The sequence below is a fragment of the Streptomyces sp. NPDC025784 genome (assembly GCF_055558435.1).
The window spans coordinates 1-18,175 of record NZ_JBVHMN010000004.1; the positions used below are offsets into that span (position 1 = coordinate 1).

Sequence of the window (18,175 nt, forward strand, 5' to 3'; positions counted from 1 at the left end):
GCCCGGTTACATTCCGAACCCGGAAGCTAAGCCTTACAGCGCCGATGGTACTGCAGGGGGGACCCTGTGGGAGAGTAGGACGCCGCCGAACTAATATTGAAAGAGCTGGTCCCCGAACTTCGGTTCGGGGACCAGCTCTTTTTTGTTTCGCGTCACTTCGCGTTCACGTTGCGCGACCAACATCCATGACATGGGTACTGCTGCAATGCTCAGGGCCGCGGGCGTCGGGACGGGCGACGAGGTCATAGTGCCGGCCTTCGGCAACGTGGAGGTTGCCGAGGCCGTGACCCAGGCCGGCGCGACCCCGGTCTTCGCCGACATAGACCCGGCGACCTACTGCCTCGACCCGAGCAGGGCGGAGGCCGCCCTCACCCCCCGTTCGGCCGCTCTCGTCGTCGTGCACCGCTTCGGGCGCACGGCCGACATGGCGCGGCTGAGGGACGTCGGACAGCGGCACGGGCTCCTGGTGCTGGAACAGGGCGAGTCCGAGGCCCCGTACGACGAGACGGCGCAGCGTCGGCAACGGGCCGCGTACCTCGACGGACGGCTGAACGGAGTGCGGACGCCGTACGGCGGTGACGGGCACACCTACCAGCAGTACGTGGTGCGCGTGCCGGGCAACGGGCGCCCCGACCGTGACGCGTTCGCACGGGCAGTACGGGCCAGGGGAGTTGAGTGCCGGGTGCCGGTGAAGACCCCCGTGCACCGCATGCCCGCCTTCCGCCGAGAAATCCAGCTCCCGGAGACGGAGCGGGCCGCCGACGAGACCCTCGCGCTGCCCGTGGACGCGGCGCTGACGAAGCGGGAGATGCACCGGATCGTCTCCGCGTGCAACGCGCTCGGCGGTCTGTTGCAGCCCGCGTTCTGACCTGCCCGGACTCCAACGGGACCGATACGGGACCGATTAGGAGCACGCCTCTGTCCGGGGTATGATCTATTTCGTTGCCGCGAGGGAAACCTCGGAAAGCAACAGGCCCCTATAGCTCAGTCGGTAGAGCGTCTCCATGGTAAGGAGAAGGTCAACGGTTCGATTCCGTTTGGGGGCTCAGAGAAAAGGCCTCGCCCATGTGGGCGGGGCCTTTTGCATGTGCCTTCCGCGGGAAGGCCGTTCAGCGCGCGCGGGGCCCCGGCCGTCGAGTGCTCGTGGGCCCCGCTGTCAGTCCTCGGTGTCAGTTCTTCTGAAGCCCCGGCACGCGCATCGCCAGAATGGCCATGTCGTCCGACGGGGCGTCGGAGGCGAAGCGTTCGACCGCCCGCATGATCCGGGCCGCGACCGCGCCGGCCGTCAGACCCGTACAGGCGGTGAGGACGTCCGCGAGACCGTCGTCGCCGAGCATGCGAGTGCCCTCGCGGCGCTCCGTCACGCCGTCCGTGACGCACAGCAGGACGTCGCCCGGGTCGAGCGTGACGGTCTGCTCGTACAGTTCCAGGTCCTCCATCACGCCGAGCAGCGGCTGCGGTTCCGCGGCCGGTTCGACGGTGCCGTCCTGCCGCAGGCGCAGCGGGAGCGGATGGCCGGCGCAGACGACCTTCAGGACCGCCGAACCGTCCTCCTGGGGCCACAACTCGCCGTACAGGAGCGTCAGGAAGCGGCTGCGGGCGCCCTCGTCGAGGATCGCCGAGTTCAGGCGCTCCAGGACCGCGGGACCGCCGTAGCCCTCGCGGGCCAGCAGCCTGAGCGCGTGCCGGGCCAGACCGGTCACCGCCGCGGCCTCCGGACCCGTGCCGCAGACGTCGCCGATGGCGAAGCCGTACGCGCCGTCGCGGATCGGGAAGAGGTCGTAGAAGTCGCCCCCGACTTCGTTGCCCTCACCGGCCGCGCGGTAGATGACCTCGACCTCGACGCCGTCGATGAGGGGGAGCTCCGGCGGCAGGAGGCTGCGCTGGAGGGACTGGCTGATGGCCATGCGCTCCGAGTACAGGCGGGCGTTGTCCAGTGCCAGGGCCGCCCTGCGGGACAGGTCCTCCGCCAACTCCAGGATCTCCTGGCGGAAGTGCTCGTCCGAGGGCTTGCCGAGCGTCAGCATGCCGATGACGCGGTTGCGGGCCACCAGGGGGAGGACGACGGTCTCGCCGCCGACCGCGGAGGCCGTCGCCAGCGTCGTACCGATACCGGAGGACACCGAGGGCTGCTCGCCCAGGCCCAGACTGCGCATGGAGCTACGCAGAGCCGCCTGGTGGGCCGCCTCGGCCGGAGCCGACCAGACTCTGGCCCCCGGGGTGGGGACCGGGTCCGGCGGGGCGATCTTCGCGAGGAGCGCCTTGAGGCCGTCGATGCGCTCCTCGTCCTCGTGCAGGACGTACGAGAGGTAGGGCTCGGAGGCCTGGTCGGCGATCGTGTAGACGGCGCACCAGGTCGCCAGGGTCGGGACGGTCATCTGGGCCATGAGGGCCAGCGTCTGGTCGCGGTCCAGGGTGCCGGCGAGGAGGTCGGAGGCCTCCACGAGGAAGCTCAGCGAACCGCGGCGCAGGCGCTCCAGTTCGCCGAGGCGGGCGGATTCCACGGCCAGCGCGATGCGGTCGGCGGCGAACTGGAGGCGCAGGGCCTCCTCGTTGGAGTACCGGCCGGGTGCTTCGGCGGCGACGCCGAGGGAGCCGGTGAGACGGCCCTCGACCTTCAGCGGGACCGTGACGACCGAACGCATGCCGGTGCCGCCGAGCAGGGGGACGGCGCCGGGGACGACCGTGAGGTCCTCGTGCACGGCGGGCATGCGGGCCGAGCCGTAGCGGCCGGGGCCCGCCTCGACGGGGACGCGGGCGAAGCGCTGGCGGGCGGAGGGCAGGCCCGTCGAGGCACGTACCTCCAGCTCCGTCTCGTCGTCGGTGGCCAGCAGCAGGAAGGCCGAGTCACCGTCGAGCATGTCCCGGGCGCGTTCCACCGTGCGCTGGAGGAGGCCGTCGAGGTCGTCCGGGGCGGGTGAGCCGATGAAGACCTCGAAGGCGTCCGCGGTGGGGCCCTCGGGGCCGGCGGCCGTGTCCGAGGCGGGCAGGCGCAACGGGGTCTGGAGGACGGCGCGTTCGTGGTCGCGGACGAGGAGGCAGACCGTGGAGGGCTCGCCGGCCGTGTCGCGCACACGGAGGTGGGAGGCGTAGACGGGTGTCACCCGGCCGTCGGCGCCGCGGATGCCGTAACTGCCCTCCCAGCGGGAGAGTTGGAGGGCCTCGGCGATGCCCGTGCTGGTGCCGGGCGTGTGCGGCCAGGCCGCGAGGTCGGTGAGGGGCTTGCCGACGACCTGCTCGGCCGCGTACCCGAAGAGCTCCTCCGCGTCCTCGCTCCAGGCGCTGATGCAGCCGGAGCGGTCGATCTGGACGACGGCGACACGGACGCGTCCGTCGGCGAGCGGAAGGAGGTCCGCGGGCAGGGAGGGGCCCGCCGCGCGGGTGCCGACCGGGCGCTCGGGGAGGTCGAGCCGGAACCAGACCTGCTTGTGCGTCGGCGTGTACTCGACGCCCCAGCGGGCCGCCAGCGCGGCGCAGAGCTGGAGCCCGCGGCCGCCCTCGCGGTCGGGGCTGCCCATATTGATGGCCGCAGCCTGGAGTGGAATCTCACGTTCCGGGTAGCGATCCGCCACCTCGATGCGTACGCCCTCGTCGCTGCGCAGACACAGCACGTCCGCGGAGGTGCCCGCGTGCACAACGGCGTTGGTGACGAGTTCGCTGGTCAGGACCACCGCATCGTCGACGATGTCGCCGAAGCCCCAGCCCTGGAGGGTGTCACGGACGAACGAGCGAGCGGTCGCGACGGAGCGTCCCACGGGCTCGAAACTGGCGGCCGCGCGCGCGGTGATCACAGAACTCCTCGTGCGGTTGTCTGCGTGCAGGGCCCCGTGGCCGACCTGCTCCTGCCGGAGCAGGGCGTGGTTCCCCGTCGGCCGGGGATCCTGGGGATGTCCCTCAGGACGCAGTCCGGTGGTCATGGTGCGGTGCCCCTCCGATGCCTGCCCGCTCGTGCTCGTGCCACCGCCCAGGCCGGACGGGACCGGCACGGCTGGACAGCCGCATGCAAGGTTACTTACCTTCGCCGTCCATGCGGATGCCGGTCACCAGTGTTTCCGCCCGGAGGGTGTGCGGACGATGTGCGAAGCTGCCGAACTGTTATGGCCTGGTTCAGCCGGGGTGAAACACTGGGCAGGCTTCATGGAGAAGGTCCGGGCAGGCTGAATGCCGTCCAGCACGCCGAACAGAAGTACCCGAGTACGCCGAGCAGTAATGGTCGACCCTTGCGGGAGGGACACAGTGGAGTCTGGCGCAGCGACGCGGGGCAGTAAGACGCGCGCGAAAGGCGGACAGTCCCTGGAGAACGGGCGCACACCGCGCAACGGTACGACGGAGGTCGACACCGCTGCCCTGAACCGCCTGCTGGCGGCCCTCGTGTCGATGCGGGACGGCAACTTCCGCAAGCGGCTCACCGTCTCCGGCGACGGAGTGATGTCCGAGATCGCCGCGGTCTTCAACGAGGTGGCCGACCGGAATCTCCATCTGACGGGTGAGCTGTCCCGGGTGCGTCGCATGGTCGGACGTGAGGGGAAGCTCACGGAACGGCTGGAAACAGGCGCCTGCGAGGGCTCCTGGGGCGCCGCGATCGACGCGTCCAACGCACTGGTCGACGATCTGGTACGGCCCGTCTCCGAAGTCGGCCGGGTACTGTCCGCGGTCGCCGAGGGCGACCTGTCGCCCCGCATGGAACTGCGCGCGCAGGCGGCGGACGGCAACGGTCATCCGCTGCGCGGTGAGTTCCTCAAGGTCGGGCGGACCGTCAACAATCTGGTCGACCAGCTGTCCACGTTCACCGACGAGGTGACGCGGGTGGCCAGCGAGGTCGGCACCGAGGGCAAGCTCGGCGGGCAGGCCCGGGTCCGCGGGATGTCCGGTTCGTGGAAGGACCTCACGGACTCGGTCAACACCATGGCGTACCGGCTGACGGCCCAGGTGCGTGACATCGCCCTGGTGACGACGGCGGTCGCCAAGGGGGACCTCTCCCGCAAGGTCACGGTTCACGTGGCCGGCGAGATGCTGGAACTGAAGAACACCGTCAACACGATGGTGGACCAGCTGTCGTCCTTCTCCTCCGAGGTGACGCGAGTCGCCCGCGAGGTGGGTACGGAGGGCGAGCTGGGCGGCCAGGCGCAGGTGCCGGGTGTGGCCGGTGTGTGGAAGGACCTCACCGATTCGGTGAACCTGATGGCCGGAAACCTGACGGCGCAGGTGCGCGGCATCGCGCAGGTGACGACCGCCGTGGCCAACGGTGACCTGTCGCAGAAGGTGACGGTCAGTGCGCGCGGCGAGGTCGCGCAGCTGGCCGAGACGATCAACCAGATGACCGAGACGCTGCGCACGTTCGCCGACGAGGTCACGCGCGTGGCCAACGAGGTCGGCGGCGAGGGCCGACTCGGCGGTCAGGCGAACGTGCCGGGCGCGGCGGGGACGTGGAAGGACCTCACGGACTCCGTCAACACGGTCTTCCGGAACCTGACGACCCAGGTGCGTGACATCGCCGCGGTGACGACGGCGGTGGCCAACGGTGACCTGTCGCAGAAGGTCACCGTCGATGTGGCCGGCGAGATGCTGGAGCTGAAGAACACCGTCAACACGATGGTGGACCAGCTGTCGTCGTTCGGTGCAGAGGTGACGCGGGTGGCCCGCGAGGTCGGCGTCGAGGGTGAACTGGGCGGCCAGGCGCAGGTGCCCGGCGCGGCGGGGACGTGGAAGGACCTCACGGACTCCGTCAACACGGCCTTCCGGAACCTGACCGGTCAGGTCCGCAACATCGCGCAGGTGACGACGGCGGTGGCCAACGGTGACCTGTCGCAGAAGGTCACCGTGGACGTCTCCGGCGAGATGCTCCAGCTGAAGAACACCGTGAACACGATGGTGGACCAGCTGTCGAGCTTCGCCGACCAGGTGACCCGGATGGCCCGTGACGTGGGTACGGAGGGCCGCCTCGGCGGCCAGGCCCGGGTGGACGGCGTGTCCGGCACCTGGAAGGAACTGACCGACTCCGTCAACTTCATGGCGGGGAACCTGACTTCGCAGGTGCGGCAGATCGCGCAGGTCACCACGGCGGTGGCGCGCGGCGACCTGTCGCAGAAGATCGACGTGGACGCGCGCGGCGAGATCCTGGAGCTGAAGAACACCATCAACACGATGGTCGACCAGCTCTCCGCCTTCGCCGACCAGGTGACCCGGGTCGCCCGCGAGGTGGGTACGGAGGGCCGCCTCGGCGGTCAGGCGCAGGTGCCCGGCGTCGCCGGTGTGTGGCGCGACCTGACCGACTCGGTGAACGGCATGGCCGGCAACCTCACCGCGCAGGTGCGCAACATCGCCCAGGTCGCGACGGCGGTGGCGCGCGGTGACCTGTCGCAGAAGATCGACGTGGACGCGCGCGGCGAGATCCTGGAGCTGAAGAACACCCTCAACACGATGGTCGACCAGCTCTCGAACTTCGCCGAGCAGGTCACGCGCGTGGCCCGTGAGGTGGGCACGGAGGGCATGCTCGGCGGCCAGGCGGAGGTGCAGGGTGTCTCGGGCACCTGGAAGGACCTCACCCAGTCCGTGAACTTCATGGCGAACAACCTGACCATCCAGGTGCGCAACATCGCCGAGGTCACCACCGCGGTCGCCAAGGGCGACCTGTCGAAGAAGATCACCGTCGACGCCAAGGGCGAGATCCTCGAACTGGTCACCACCGTCAACACGATGGTCGACCAGCTGTCCAACTTCGCCGAGCAGGTGACCCGGGTGGCCCGCGAGGTGGGCACCGAGGGCAACCTGGGCGGTCAGGCGCGGGTTCCGGGTGTCACGGGCATCTGGAAGGACCTCAGCGACAACGTCAACGTGATGGCCAACAACCTGACGAACCAGGTGCGGAACATCTCGCAGGTCGCGACCGCGGTGGCCAACGGCGACCTGACCAAGAAGGTCACGGTCGAGGCCAGCGGTGAGGTCGCCCAGCTCGCCGACACCGTCAACACCATGGTGAAGACGCTGAGTTCGTTCGCCGACCAGGTCACCCGGGTGGCCCGCGAGGTGGGCACGGACGGCATCCTCGGCGGCCAGGCACGTGTACCGGGCGTGTCGGGTACGTGGAAGGACCTCACCGAGTCCGTGAACGGGATGGCGTCCAACCTGACCGGGCAGGTGCGCAACATCGCGATGGTCACCACGGCCATCGCCAAGGGCGACCTGACCAAGAAGATCGACATCGACGCGCGCGGCGAGATCCTGGAGCTCAAGACCACCATCAACACCATGGTCGACCAGCTGTCGTCCTTCGCCGAGGAGGTCACCCGGGTCGCCCGCGAGGTGGGCACCGAGGGGCAGCTGGGCGGTCAGGCACGCGTGCGTGACGTCGACGGCACCTGGCGCGACCTCACCGAGTCGGTGAACGAGATGGCCGGGAACCTCACCCGGCAGGTGCGTGCGATCGCGCGCGTGGCGACCGCGGTGACCCGCGGTGACCTGAACCTGAAGATCGACGTGGACGCCTCCGGCGAGATCCAGGAGCTTCAGGACTACATCAACAAGATGATCGCCAACCTGCGCGACACCACGATCGCCAACAAGGAGCAGGACTGGCTGAAGGGCAACCTGGCCCGTATCTCCGCGCTCATGCAGGGCCGCCGCGACCTCGACGACGTGGCCTCGCTCATCATGAGCGAGCTGACGCCCGTGGTCTCGGCGCAGCACGGGGCGTTCTTCCTCTCCATGCCGCTCGTCGACGGCAAGGAACCGGGCACCGAGGACGAGGACGCGTACGAGCTGCGCATGCTCGGGTCGTACGGCTACTCGATGGGTTCCATGCCGACGTCGTTCCGGCCCGGCGAGGCGCTGATCGGCACGGCCGCCCAGGAGAAGCGCACGATCCTCGTGGAGAACGCGCCCAGCGGCTATCTGAAGATCTCCTCCGGGCTCGGTGAGGCGCCCCCGGCACAGGTCATCGTGCTGCCGGTGCTCTTCGAGGGGACCGTGCTCGGCGTCATCGAGCTGGCCTCGTTCACGCCGTTCACGCAGATCCAGAAGGACTTCCTGAACCAGATCGCCGAGATGATCGCGACGAGCGTCAACACCATCTCCGTCAACACCAAGACGGAGGTGCTGCTCCGGCAGTCGCAGGAGCTCACCGAGCAACTGCGGGAACGTTCCGCGGAGTTGGAGAACCGGCAGAAGGCGCTCCAGGACTCGAACGCCGAACTGGAGGAGAAGGCCGAGCTGCTGGCCCAGCAGAACCGCGACATCGAGGTCAAGAACACCGAGATCGAGGAGGCCCGCCAGGTCCTCGAGGAGCGCGCCGAGCAGCTCGCGGTGTCCATGCGCTACAAGAGCGAGTTCCTGGCGAACATGTCGCACGAGCTGCGTACGCCGCTCAACTCCCTGCTCATTCTGGCCAAGTTGCTCGCCGACAACGCGGACACGAACCTCACTCCGAAGCAGGTCGAGTTCGCCGAGACGATCCACGGCGCGGGGTCCGACCTGCTCCAGCTGATCAACGACATCCTCGACCTGTCGAAGGTCGAGGCGGGCAAGATGGACGTGTCGCCGACGCGTATCGCGCTCGTCCAGCTCGTCGACTACGTGGAGGCCACGTTCCGGCCGCTGACCGCGGAGAAGGGCCTCGACTTCTCCGTACGGGTCTCGCCGGAGCTGCCCGCCACCCTGCACACCGACGAGCAGCGGCTTCTCCAGGTGCTGCGCAACCTGCTGTCCAACGCGGTGAAGTTCACCGACTCCGGAGCGGTCGAATTGGTGATCCGGCCCGCCGGCGCGGACGTTCCGGTGGCCATCCGGGAGCAGCTCCTGGAGTCCGGTTCGCTGCGCGACGCGGACGCCGATCTGATCGCGTTCTCCGTGACGGACACCGGCATCGGCATCGCGGCCAGCAAGATGCGTGTCATCTTCGAGGCCTTCAAGCAGGCGGACGGCACGACGAGCAGGAAGTACGGCGGTACGGGCCTCGGGCTCTCCATCTCCCGCGAGATCGCGCGGCTGCTCGGCGGCGAGATCCACGCGCAGAGCGAGCCGGGGCGCGGTTCCACCTTCACGCTGTATTTGCCGCTGCACCCGAGCGAACTGCCGCCGCAGGGCTACGGGCAGCTCGCGCCCGCCCTGGAGGCGGGGGAGCTGCTCGCGTCCGAGGCGGAGCTGGCCGGGTCCGACATCGAGACGCCGGCCGAGGTGAAGTCGTACCGGGAGACCCAGAACGGCGCCGCCGCGCTCTTCAGGCGGCGCCGCAGGGCGGTCTCCGCGCCCGAACAGCGGTCCGCGCTGCCCGAGCAGCCTCCGGGCGCCACGGTGGCGGCACAGGAGCAGTGGCAGGTCGGCAGCCGGCCGGAGGCCCCGGCTCAGCCGCAGCGGGGCATCCGCTTCGAGGGCGAGAAGGTGCTGATCGTCGACGACGACATCCGCAACGTGTTCGCGCTGACCAGCGTCCTGGAGCAGCACGGCCTCTCGGTGCTGTACGCGGAGAACGGCCGTGAAGGCATCGAGGTCCTGGAGCAGCACGACGACGTGACGGTCGTCCTGATGGACATCATGATGCCGGAGATGGACGGGTACGCGACGACCACGGCGATCCGACGGATGCCGCAGTTCGCCGGGCTGCCGATCATCGCGCTCACCGCGAAGGCGATGAAGGGCGACCGGGAGAAGGCCATCGAATCGGGTGCGTCCGACTATGTGACGAAACCGGTCGATCCCGATCACCTGCTCACAGTGATGGAACAGTGGATGCATGGGGAGTGACGGAGTCTGATCGGGCGTTCCGGTCGTCACGCACCGTCAGCGACCGGAACGTTGGGTTCCGCGCGCCGCGCCGGCGGCGCCGCGGGCCCTGTGTCGCATAACTGACTGTGCCTGAAGCCGTGTAGAAGTACGGGATACGGGGAACCTTCTGGTCTCCCGCTACGTTTCTGCTACGTGCACAGTGACATCGCGGTGACAGGGTGTGGCGACAGGCGGGGTGCGGCTACCATGACCGGCACAAGGACGGACGACGCAAGGGAGTCGTCCCCTGGGGCGGCGCCCGGTGCCACCTCAAGTCCTTCGGACAGGGGAGGCCCCATGCCGGGGCGAGGAGGGCGGGCCATGGTGCAGAAGGCCAAGATCCTCCTGGTCGATGACCGGCCGGAGAATCTGCTGGCGCTGGAGGCGATCCTCTCCGCGCTCGATCAGACACTGGTTCGGGCATCGTCCGGGGAGGAAGCGCTCAAAGCGCTGCTCACGGACGACTTCGCGGTCATTCTGCTGGACGTCCAGATGCCGGGCATGGACGGTTTCGAAACCGCCGCGCACATCAAGCGCCGCGAACGGACCCGGGACATCCCGATCATCTTCCTCACCGCGATCAATCACGGTCCGCACCACACCTTCCGGGGTTACGCGGCCGGCGCGGTCGACTACATCTCCAAGCCGTTCGACCCATGGGTGCTGCGCGCGAAGGTCTCCGTCTTCGTCGAGCTCTACATGAAGAACTGCCAACTCCGGGAGCAGGCGGCTCTGCTGCGCCTCCAGCTGGAGGGTGGCGGCAAGGCGGCGCTGGGTGAGGCCAAGGAGCCCGCCGGACTCCTCGCCGAGCTCTCCGCGCGGCTCGCGGCCGTCGAGGAGCAGGCCGAGGCGCTGTCCAAGCAGCTCGACGACGACTCCGCCGACGCGGCGGCGGTCGCCACCGCGGCCCATCTCGAACGCAAACTCACCGGCCTGCGCAGGGCGCTGGACGCACTGGAGCCGGGCACGGGGAGCGGGGCGCCCTCGGTGCCGTCGCAGAACTGAGCGCGGTCCCTCCCGTCCCTTCAGGACGAACCCGGACATCACGCCTCCCTGGTGAGGCGGCGTCAGTTTCCGTCCCTCGCAAAGGCGACACGAACGGGTGAAGCAGTAGGCACACGTGTCCGCTGCCGTCTCCACCGGTAACCTCACACACATGGCCTCACGTCAGTCCGCAGCCAAGAAGCCGCCAGCGAAGAAGGCGGCCGCTCCGACGAAGGCTCCGGCGAAGAAGGCCCCCGCGAAAAAGGCAGCCGCCAAGAAGGCGCCCGCCAAGAAGACCGCGGCGAAGAAGCCCGCTCCCGCGCCGGCGCCCAACCCGACCGGGGGCGTGTACAGACTCGTACGCGCTCTCTGGCTGGGCATCGCGCACGCCGTCGGGGCGATGTTCCGCGGCATAGGGCGGGGCGCGAAGGGGCTCGACCCGGCTCACCGCAAGGACGGGGTCGCACTCCTGCTGCTCGGCCTGGCGCTGATCACGGCGGCGGGCACCTGGTCCAACCTGCGCGGCCCCGTCGGCGACCTCGTCGAGATGCTGGTGACGGGTGCCTTCGGACGCCTCGACCTGCTCGTCCCGATACTGCTCGGCGTCATCGCCGCGCGGCTCATCAGGCACCCCGAGAAGCCGGAGGCCAACGGCCGCATCGTGATCGGCCTGTCCGCGCTCGTGATCGGCGTGCTCGGCCAGGTCCACATCGCGTGCGGGGCGCCCGCGCGCAGCGACGGCATGCAGGCCATAAGGGATGCCGGCGGGCTCATCGGCTGGGGCGCTTCCACCCCGCTGACGTACACGATGGGTGACGTCCTCGCCGTACCGCTCCTGGTGCTGCTCACCGTCTTCGGTCTGCTGGTCGTCACCGCGACCCCGGTGAACGCCATTCCGCAGCGGCTGCGGATGCTCGGCCAGAGGCTCGGCGTCGTCCAGGCCGACGCCGACGAGGACGACCTCGGCGACGAGGGCTACGACGAGCAGTGGCGCGAGGCGACTCCCGCGCGCCCCCGCAGGCGTGCAAGCGCCCCTGAGGCCTACGACCCGGACAGCGCCGAGCAGGACGCCCTCGGCAAGCGCCGGAGCCGCCCCAGGCGGTCCGCAGTGCAGCAGCCCGACATGAACCGCCCGATGGACGCGGTGGACGTCGCGGCCGCCGCGGCGGCGGCCCTCGACGGAGCCGTGCTGCACGGCATGCCGCCCTCGCCGCTGGTCGCCGACCTCACGCAGGGCGTCAGCGTGGAGCGGGACGGATACGAGGAGACGACGCCCGTACCGGCCGCGCGCACGAAGAGCCCCAAGGCGGCCAAGGCGCCCAAGCAGGAGGCCCTGCCGGTCGACTCCCTCGTGCCCGACCTGACCAAGGCCGCGCCCGACGAGGCGCGCGAACTGCCCCCGCGCGCCGAGCAGCTCCAACTGTCCGGCGACATCACCTACTCGCTGCCGTCACTCGACCTGCTGGAACGCGGCGGCCCCGGCAAGACGCGCAGCGCCGCCAACGACGCGGTGGTCGCCTCCCTCCAGAACGTCTTCATGGAGTTCAAGGTCGACGCCGCCGTCACCGGCTTCACCCGCGGCCCGACGGTCACGCGGTACGAGGTCGAACTCGGCCCCGCCGTGAAGGTCGAGCGCATCACCGCCCTCACCAAGAACATCGCGTACGCCGTCGCCAGCCCCGACGTCCGGATCATCAGCCCGATCCCCGGGAAGTCGGCGGTCGGCATCGAGATCCCGAACACGGACCGCGAGATGGTCAATCTCGGTGACGTCCTGCGTCTCGCGGACGCGGCGGAGGACGACCACCCCATGCTGGTCGCGCTCGGCAAGGACGTCGAGGGCGGCTATGTGATGGCCAACCTCGCGAAGATGCCGCACGTCCTCGTCGCCGGCGCCACCGGCTCCGGCAAGTCCTCGTGCATCAACTGCCTGATCACCTCGGTCATGGTCCGCGCGACGCCCGAGGACGTGCGGATGGTCCTCGTCGACCCCAAGCGTGTGGAACTCACCGCCTACGAGGGCATCCCGCACCTGATCACACCGATCATCACCAACCCGAAGCGGGCCGCCGAGGCCCTGCAGTGGGTCGTCCGCGAGATGGACCTGCGCTACGACGACCTCGCGGCGTTCGGCTACCGCCACATCGACGACTTCAACGAGGCCATCAGGAACGGCAAGGTGAAGCTGCCCGAGGGCAGTGAGCGCGAACTCCAGCCGTACCCCTACCTGCTGGTGATCGTGGACGAGCTCGCCGACCTGATGATGGTCGCCCCGCGCGACGTCGAGGACGCGATCGTCCGCATCACCCAGCTCGCCCGCGCGGCCGGCATCCACCTCGTGCTCGCCACGCAGCGGCCGTCCGTCGACGTCGTCACCGGTCTCATCAAGGCCAACGTGCCCTCCAGGCTCGCCTTCGCCACCTCCTCGCTCGCCGACAGCCGGGTCATCCTCGACCAGCCGGGCGCCGAGAAGCTGATCGGCAAGGGCGACGGACTCTTCCTGCCGATGGGCGCGAACAAGCCGACCCGAATGCAGGGCGCCTTCGTCACCGAGGACGAGGTCGCCGCGGTCGTCCAGCACTGCAAGGACCAGATGGCGCCCGTCTTCCGGGACGACGTCACCGTGGGCACCAAGCAGAAGAAGGAGATCGACGAGGACATCGGCGACGACCTCGACCTGCTGTGCGCCGCCGCCGAACTGGTCGTCACCTCGCAGTTCGGATCGACCTCGATGCTCCAGCGCAAGCTGCGCGTCGGTTTCGCGAAGGCCGGTCGCCTGATGGACCTCATGGAGTCGCGCAACATCGTCGGCCCCAGCGAAGGGTCCAAGGCGCGCGACGTCCTGGTGAAGGCGGACGAACTCGATGGAGTGCTCGCCGTGATTCGTGGGGAAGCTGAAGCGTAGGGAAACAGGACAGGTCGGTCACCGGACGGATGAGACCGCGACACGCGGGTATTCGAACGTGACTCAGCTGTAAGGAAACCGCGAGCAACCGTTTCCCCTCGTCGCACGTCAAGTTGAGCGAAGGGGCGCGAAGGTGTCCCGACATCAGGATGACCGGCCATTCTGATGGCGTACAAAGTCATACCGCCCGGTTGCCCCACCCTTTCGTACCCCCCCTAGACTGAACGTCCAGCACAGGTGGCTATACGCTCGAAAGGCGCCCCCGTGTCCATCGGCAACTCCCCTGACGGCAACTTCCCCGAAGACGAGCGTCCGTTCGAAGACGACCGCGATGCCGAGCAGTTCCTCTCGATCGGCCGTGCCCTCAAGCAGGCGCGCATCGAGGCGGGACTGAGCGTCGACGACGTCACCAACGCCACCAGGGTCCGCATCGCCATCGTCCATGCGATCGAACAGGACGACTTCGCCCCTTGCGGCGGCGACGTCTACGCCCGCGGTCACATCAGGACCCTGGCCCGCGCCGTCCACCTCGATCCGGCCCCCCTGCTCGCCCGGTACGACGCCGAGCACGGCGGGCGCCCCGCACCCACGCCGGCCGCCCCGCTCTTCGAGGCGGAACGTATCCGCCCGGAGCGACGCGGGCCGAACTGGACCGCCGCCATGGTCGCCGCGATCGTCGCGGTGATCGGCTTCGTCGGGTTCACCGTCGTCAAGGGCAGCGGCGGCGACGAGGACGGTTCGAAGACACAGGTCGCCGAGGGATCCAAGCCGACCGCCAGCAAGACCGCCTCCTCGGCCGGCCCCGAGACCACGAAGCCCGCCGACCCCAAGCCCGACCCCTCCGACAGCGCCATCGCGGCCGCGCCGCAGGACAAGGTCACCGTCCAGGTCAGCGCCGCCGACGGACGCAGCTGGATCTCCGCCAAGGACCACAACGGCCGGATGCTCTTCGACGGCCTGCTGAAGCAGGGCGAGTCCAAGACCTTCCAGGACAACTCGAAGATCAACCTGATCCTCGGGGACGCCGGAGCCATCCAGCTGTACGTGAACGGCAAGAAGATCGAGGACGACTTCCAGCCCGGCGCGGTGGAGCGTCTCACCTACACGAAGGGCGACCCCCAGGTCGGATAAACCGTCCGAAGGGGACAGCCGGTACGGGGTTGGCCAAGATCGGCCAACCCCGTCGACGTGGGCTGTCGGAGAGACAAAGTAGTCTTGAGCCCATGCCTGAACGCCGTACCGTCGCACTCGTCACCCTTGGCTGCGCCCGTAACGAGGTGGACTCGGAGGAGCTCGCAGGCCGCTTGGAGGCGGACGGCTGGCAACTCGTGGAGGACGCCGAGGAAGCGGACGTCGCGGTCGTCAACACCTGTGGCTTCGTCGAGGCCGCCAAGAAGGACTCCGTCGATGCCCTGCTCGAAGCCAATGATCTCAAGGGGCACGGCAGAACCCAGGCCGTCGTGGCGGTGGGCTGCATGGCCGAGCGGTACGGCAAGGAACTCGCGGAGGCCCTGCCCGAGGCCGACGGCGTGCTCGGCTTCGACGACTACGCCGACATCTCCGACCGCCTCCAGACCATCCTGAGCGGTGGCGTCCACGCCTCGCACACCCCGCGAGACCGGCGCAAGCTGCTGCCGATCAGCCCCGCCGAGCGGCAGACCGCCGGCGAGGAGGTGGCCCTTCCCGGTCACGGCGCACCCGAGGACCTCCCCGAGGGCGTGGCCCCGGTGTCCGGCCCCCGCGCACCCCTGCGTCGCCGCCTCGACGGCTCGCCCGTCGCCTCGGTGAAGCTCGCCTCCGGCTGCGACCGGCGCTGCTCGTTCTGCGCCATCCCGTCCTTCCGCGGCTCCTTCATCTCGCGCCGCCCCAGCGACGTGCTGAACGAGAGCCGCTGGCTCGCCGAGCAGGGCGTCAAGGAGATCATGCTGGTCTCCGAGAACAACACCTCGTACGGCAAGGACCTCGGCGACATCCGCCTCCTGGAGACGCTGCTGCCCGAGCTCGCCGAGATCGACGGCATCGAGCGTGTCCGCGTCAGCTACCTCCAGCCCGCCGAGATGCGCCCCGGCCTCATCGACGTGCTCACCTCGACACCGAACGTGGTGCCCTACTTCGACCTGTCCTTCCAGCACTCCGCGCCCGGCGTGCTGCGGGCGATGCGTCGCTTCGGCGACACCGACCGCTTCCTGGAGCTGCTCGACACCATCCGCGCCAAGGCTCCGCAGGCCGGCGTGCGGTCCAACTTCATCGTGGGCTTCCCCGGCGAGACCGAGGCCGACCTCGCGGAGCTGGAGCGCTTCCTCACGGGCGCGCGCCTCGACGCGATCGGCGTCTTCGGGTACTCCGACGAGGAGGGCACCGAGGCGGCGACGTACGAGAACAAGCTCGACGAGGACGTCGTCGCCGAGCGCCTCGCGCGCGTGTCCCGCCTCGCCGAGGAGCTCGTCGCGCAGCGCGCCGAGGAGCGGGTCGGAGAGAGCCTGCACGTGCTCGTGGAGTCCCTGGACGACGAGGACGGCGCCTACGGCCGTGCCGCCCACCAGGCGCCGGAGACGGACGGACAGGTGCTGTTCACGAGCGGCGAGGGGCTCACCGTGGGCCGTATCGTCGAGGCGAAGGTGGTCGGCACGGAAGGTGTCGACCTGGTGGCCGAGCCGCTCCCGGTGGGCTCGCTGTCGTGTCCTGAGGAGGCGGGCAGATGACCGGAGTCCCGGCGTCCGCGGCGGGCGGCTCCTCCAGCGCACAGGGCGCGGCGGGCGCCCCCGGCGCATCCGGTGCTCCGGGAGGTGCCAAGTCGGTGCGGGGCGGGAAACTGGGCGCTGCCGCCGTCAACCAGGCCAGCCTCTGGAACATCGCCAACATCCTGACCATGGTCCGGCTCGTCCTCGTCCCCGGCTTCGTCGCGCTGATGCTGGCCGACGGCGGGTACGACCCGGCGTGGCGCGCCTGGGCCTGGGCGGCCTTCGCCGTCGCCATGATCACCGACATCTTCGACGGTCACCTGGCCCGGACGTACAACCTCGTCACCGACTTCGGGAAGATCGCCGACCCCATCGCCGACAAGGCGATCATGGGCGCGGCGCTCATCTGCCTCTCGTACCTCGGCGATCTGCCCTGGTGGGTGACCGGAGTGATCCTCGGGCGCGAGCTCGGGATCACGCTGATGCGATTCCTGGTCATCCGGTACGGGGTCATCCCGGCCAGCCGCGGCGGCAAGATGAAGACGCTGGCCCAGGGCACGGCCGTGGGCATGTACGTGCTGGCACTGACGGGACCGCTGGCCACCCTGAGGTTCTGGGTGATGGCCGTGGCGGTCGTCCTCACCGTGGTCACAGGACTCGACTACGTGAGACAGGCCATTGTGCTGCGCAGGCGCGGAATCGCGGAGCGCCGGGCGGCCGCGGAGGAGGCGGAGCGGTGACTTCCCCGGCCACTGACGTGGTGCGACTACTCACGGTGAGGGGTGAGACCCTGGCCGTCGCGGAGTCGCTCACCGGTGGCCTGGTGGCCGCGGAGATCACCGCGGTTCCGGGAGCCTCCAAGGTCTTCCGAGGCTCCGTCACCGCGTACGCCACCGAGCTCAAGCACGAGCTGCTCGGCGTCGACGCCACTCTGCTGGCCGAGCATGGTGCGGTGGATCCGCAGGTCGCGGCCCAGATGGCGGTCGGTGTGCGCAAGGCGCTCGGCGCGGACTGGGGGATCGCGACCACCGGTGTGGCCGGTCCGGACCCCCAGGACGGCCAGCCGGTCGGCACCGTCTTCGTGGCCGTCGAAGCGCCCTCCCCGACGACTTTTGAACCCGCCCGTGGCGGGAAAGTGATACCGCTGCGGTTGAACGGCGACCGGGCGGAAATCCGTATGGAGAGTGTACGGAGCGTACTCGCACTGCTCCTGAAGGAGCTGGCGGGCGAACAGACCGGGAACGAGCGGGCACAGGATACGGAACAGAACGGGGGGTTTTGATGTTTGCAGCCCTGAGTGAACACGACATCGCTCCCCGCACGGCCGCGGCGCGAGGCGGTACGGTGGGGCGTGAAGGATGCGGCTACGCGGTCCGAGGAGGGAGCCACCGATGATTCTGCTCCGTCGCCTGCTGGGTGACGTGCTGCGTCGGCAGCGCCAGCGCCAGGGCCGTACTCTGCGCGAAGTCTCCTCGTCCGCCCGAGTCTCACTCGGCTATCTCTCCGAGGTGGAGCGGGGGCAGAAGGAGGCATCCTCCGAGCTGCTCTCCGCGATCTGCGACGCGCTGGACGTACGGATGTCCGAGCTCATGCGGGAAGTGAGCGACGAGCTCGCCCTCGCGGAGCTGGCACAGTCGGCTGCGGCCACCGAACCGGTGCCCGCACCGGTACGTCGCCCGATGCTCAATTCCGTGTCGGTGACCGGTGTGCCACCGGAACGGGTCACGATCAAGGCGCCTACAGAAGCGGTCGACGTCGTCGCCGCCTGACGCCCGCGGACTCACGCTCGTGGGTCGAGGAAGTGTGTGAGAGAGCCCCGGCCGGGGCTTCTCCGGGGAGACCTGGA

The 18,175-nt window shown here is 69.4% G+C and carries 10 protein-coding genes, 1 tRNA gene and 1 rRNA gene; 11 read left to right on the plus strand and 1 reads right to left on the minus strand.

The window, feature by feature from the left end; genetic code table 11:
• The 3 genes from rrf to ACZ4IF_RS11800 form a co-directional block, all read left to right on the plus strand.
• Positions 1-91: ribosomal RNA gene (gene rrf, locus ACZ4IF_RS11790) — 5S ribosomal RNA — on the plus strand; the annotation flags it as partial.
• Between the two features lie 114 nt (positions 92-205).
• Positions 206-868 (plus strand): DegT/DnrJ/EryC1/StrS family aminotransferase, encoded by a 663-nt coding sequence (locus tag ACZ4IF_RS11795; RefSeq protein WP_467562328.1) that lies wholly within the window; start codon positions 206-208, stop codon positions 866-868.
• Between the two features lie 105 nt (positions 869-973).
• Positions 974-1,046: transfer RNA gene (locus ACZ4IF_RS11800), tRNA-Thr, on the plus strand.
• Positions 1,047-1,169: 123 nt separating this feature from the next.
• Here the strand turns inward: ACZ4IF_RS11800 and ACZ4IF_RS11805 are convergent.
• Positions 1,170-3,917 carry a SpoIIE family protein phosphatase gene (locus tag ACZ4IF_RS11805; RefSeq protein ID WP_467561803.1) on the minus strand — a complete coding sequence of 916 codons (2,748 nt, stop codon included), beginning with the start codon at positions 3,915-3,917 and terminating at the stop codon, positions 1,170-1,172.
• Positions 3,918-4,236: 319 nt separating this feature from the next.
• Between ACZ4IF_RS11805 and ACZ4IF_RS11810 the strand changes: the two genes are divergently transcribed.
• The 8 genes from ACZ4IF_RS11810 to ACZ4IF_RS11845 all read left to right on the plus strand — a co-directional run bounded on the left by ACZ4IF_RS11810 (position 4,237) and on the right by ACZ4IF_RS11845 (position 18,098).
• Positions 4,237-9,738, plus strand: a complete 5,502-nt coding sequence (locus ACZ4IF_RS11810; protein ID WP_467561805.1) for a HAMP domain-containing protein — start codon at positions 4,237-4,239, stop codon at positions 9,736-9,738.
• A 342-nt stretch (positions 9,739-10,080) separates the two neighbouring features.
• Entirely contained in the window at positions 10,081-10,764 is a 684-nt protein-coding gene (locus tag ACZ4IF_RS11815; RefSeq protein ID WP_028802361.1) for a response regulator, read from the plus strand.
• Positions 10,765-10,915: 151 nt separating this feature from the next.
• Complete coding sequence (locus ACZ4IF_RS11820) at positions 10,916-13,648, plus strand: DNA translocase FtsK (RefSeq protein ID WP_467561808.1); 2,733 nt, start codon at positions 10,916-10,918, stop codon at positions 13,646-13,648.
• Positions 13,649-13,912: 264 nt separating this feature from the next.
• Positions 13,913-14,779, plus strand: a complete 867-nt coding sequence (locus ACZ4IF_RS11825) for a helix-turn-helix domain-containing protein (protein WP_095937033.1) — start codon at positions 13,913-13,915, stop codon at positions 14,777-14,779.
• Between the two features lie 92 nt (positions 14,780-14,871).
• A complete protein-coding gene (gene rimO / locus ACZ4IF_RS11830) occupies positions 14,872-16,350 on the plus strand; it encodes a 30S ribosomal protein S12 methylthiotransferase RimO (RefSeq protein WP_467561810.1) in 1,479 nt (492 codons plus the stop codon).
• Positions 16,347-17,069: a CDP-diacylglycerol--glycerol-3-phosphate 3-phosphatidyltransferase gene (pgsA, locus tag ACZ4IF_RS11835; RefSeq protein WP_467561812.1), complete on the plus strand. Its 723-nt coding sequence runs from the start codon at positions 16,347-16,349 to the stop codon at positions 17,067-17,069. Before rimO ends, pgsA begins: the two co-directional genes overlap by 4 nt.
• Positions 17,066-17,611 (plus strand): CinA family protein, encoded by a 546-nt coding sequence (locus ACZ4IF_RS11840; protein WP_467561814.1) that lies wholly within the window; start codon positions 17,066-17,068, stop codon positions 17,609-17,611. Before pgsA ends, ACZ4IF_RS11840 begins: the two co-directional genes overlap by 4 nt.
• Before the next feature lie 109 nt (positions 17,612-17,720).
• Positions 17,721-18,098, plus strand: coding sequence for a helix-turn-helix domain-containing protein (locus ACZ4IF_RS11845; RefSeq protein WP_028802355.1), 378 nt, complete (start codon positions 17,721-17,723; stop codon positions 18,096-18,098).
• The last annotated feature ends 77 nt before the right edge of the window (positions 18,099-18,175 follow it).

What these genes read in the sequence shown, in the direction of transcription:
- ACZ4IF_RS11795 (WP_467562328.1), top strand. Translation starts at nt 206, where the DNA reads ATGCTCAGGGCCGCGGGCGTCGGGACGGGCGACGAGGTCATAGTGCCG.
- ACZ4IF_RS11805 (WP_467561803.1), bottom strand. Translation starts at nt 3,917, where the DNA reads ATGACCACCGGACTGCGTCCTGAGGGACATCCCCAGGATCCCCGGCCG.
- ACZ4IF_RS11815 (WP_028802361.1), top strand. Translation starts at nt 10,081, where the DNA reads ATGGTGCAGAAGGCCAAGATCCTCCTGGTCGATGACCGGCCGGAGAAT.
- ACZ4IF_RS11820 (WP_467561808.1), top strand. Translation starts at nt 10,916, where the DNA reads ATGGCCTCACGTCAGTCCGCAGCCAAGAAGCCGCCAGCGAAGAAGGCG.
- rimO (WP_467561810.1), top strand. Translation starts at nt 14,872, where the DNA reads ATGCCTGAACGCCGTACCGTCGCACTCGTCACCCTTGGCTGCGCCCGT.
- pgsA (WP_467561812.1), top strand. Translation starts at nt 16,347, where the DNA reads ATGACCGGAGTCCCGGCGTCCGCGGCGGGCGGCTCCTCCAGCGCACAG.
- ACZ4IF_RS11845 (WP_028802355.1), top strand. Translation starts at nt 17,721, where the DNA reads ATGATTCTGCTCCGTCGCCTGCTGGGTGACGTGCTGCGTCGGCAGCGC.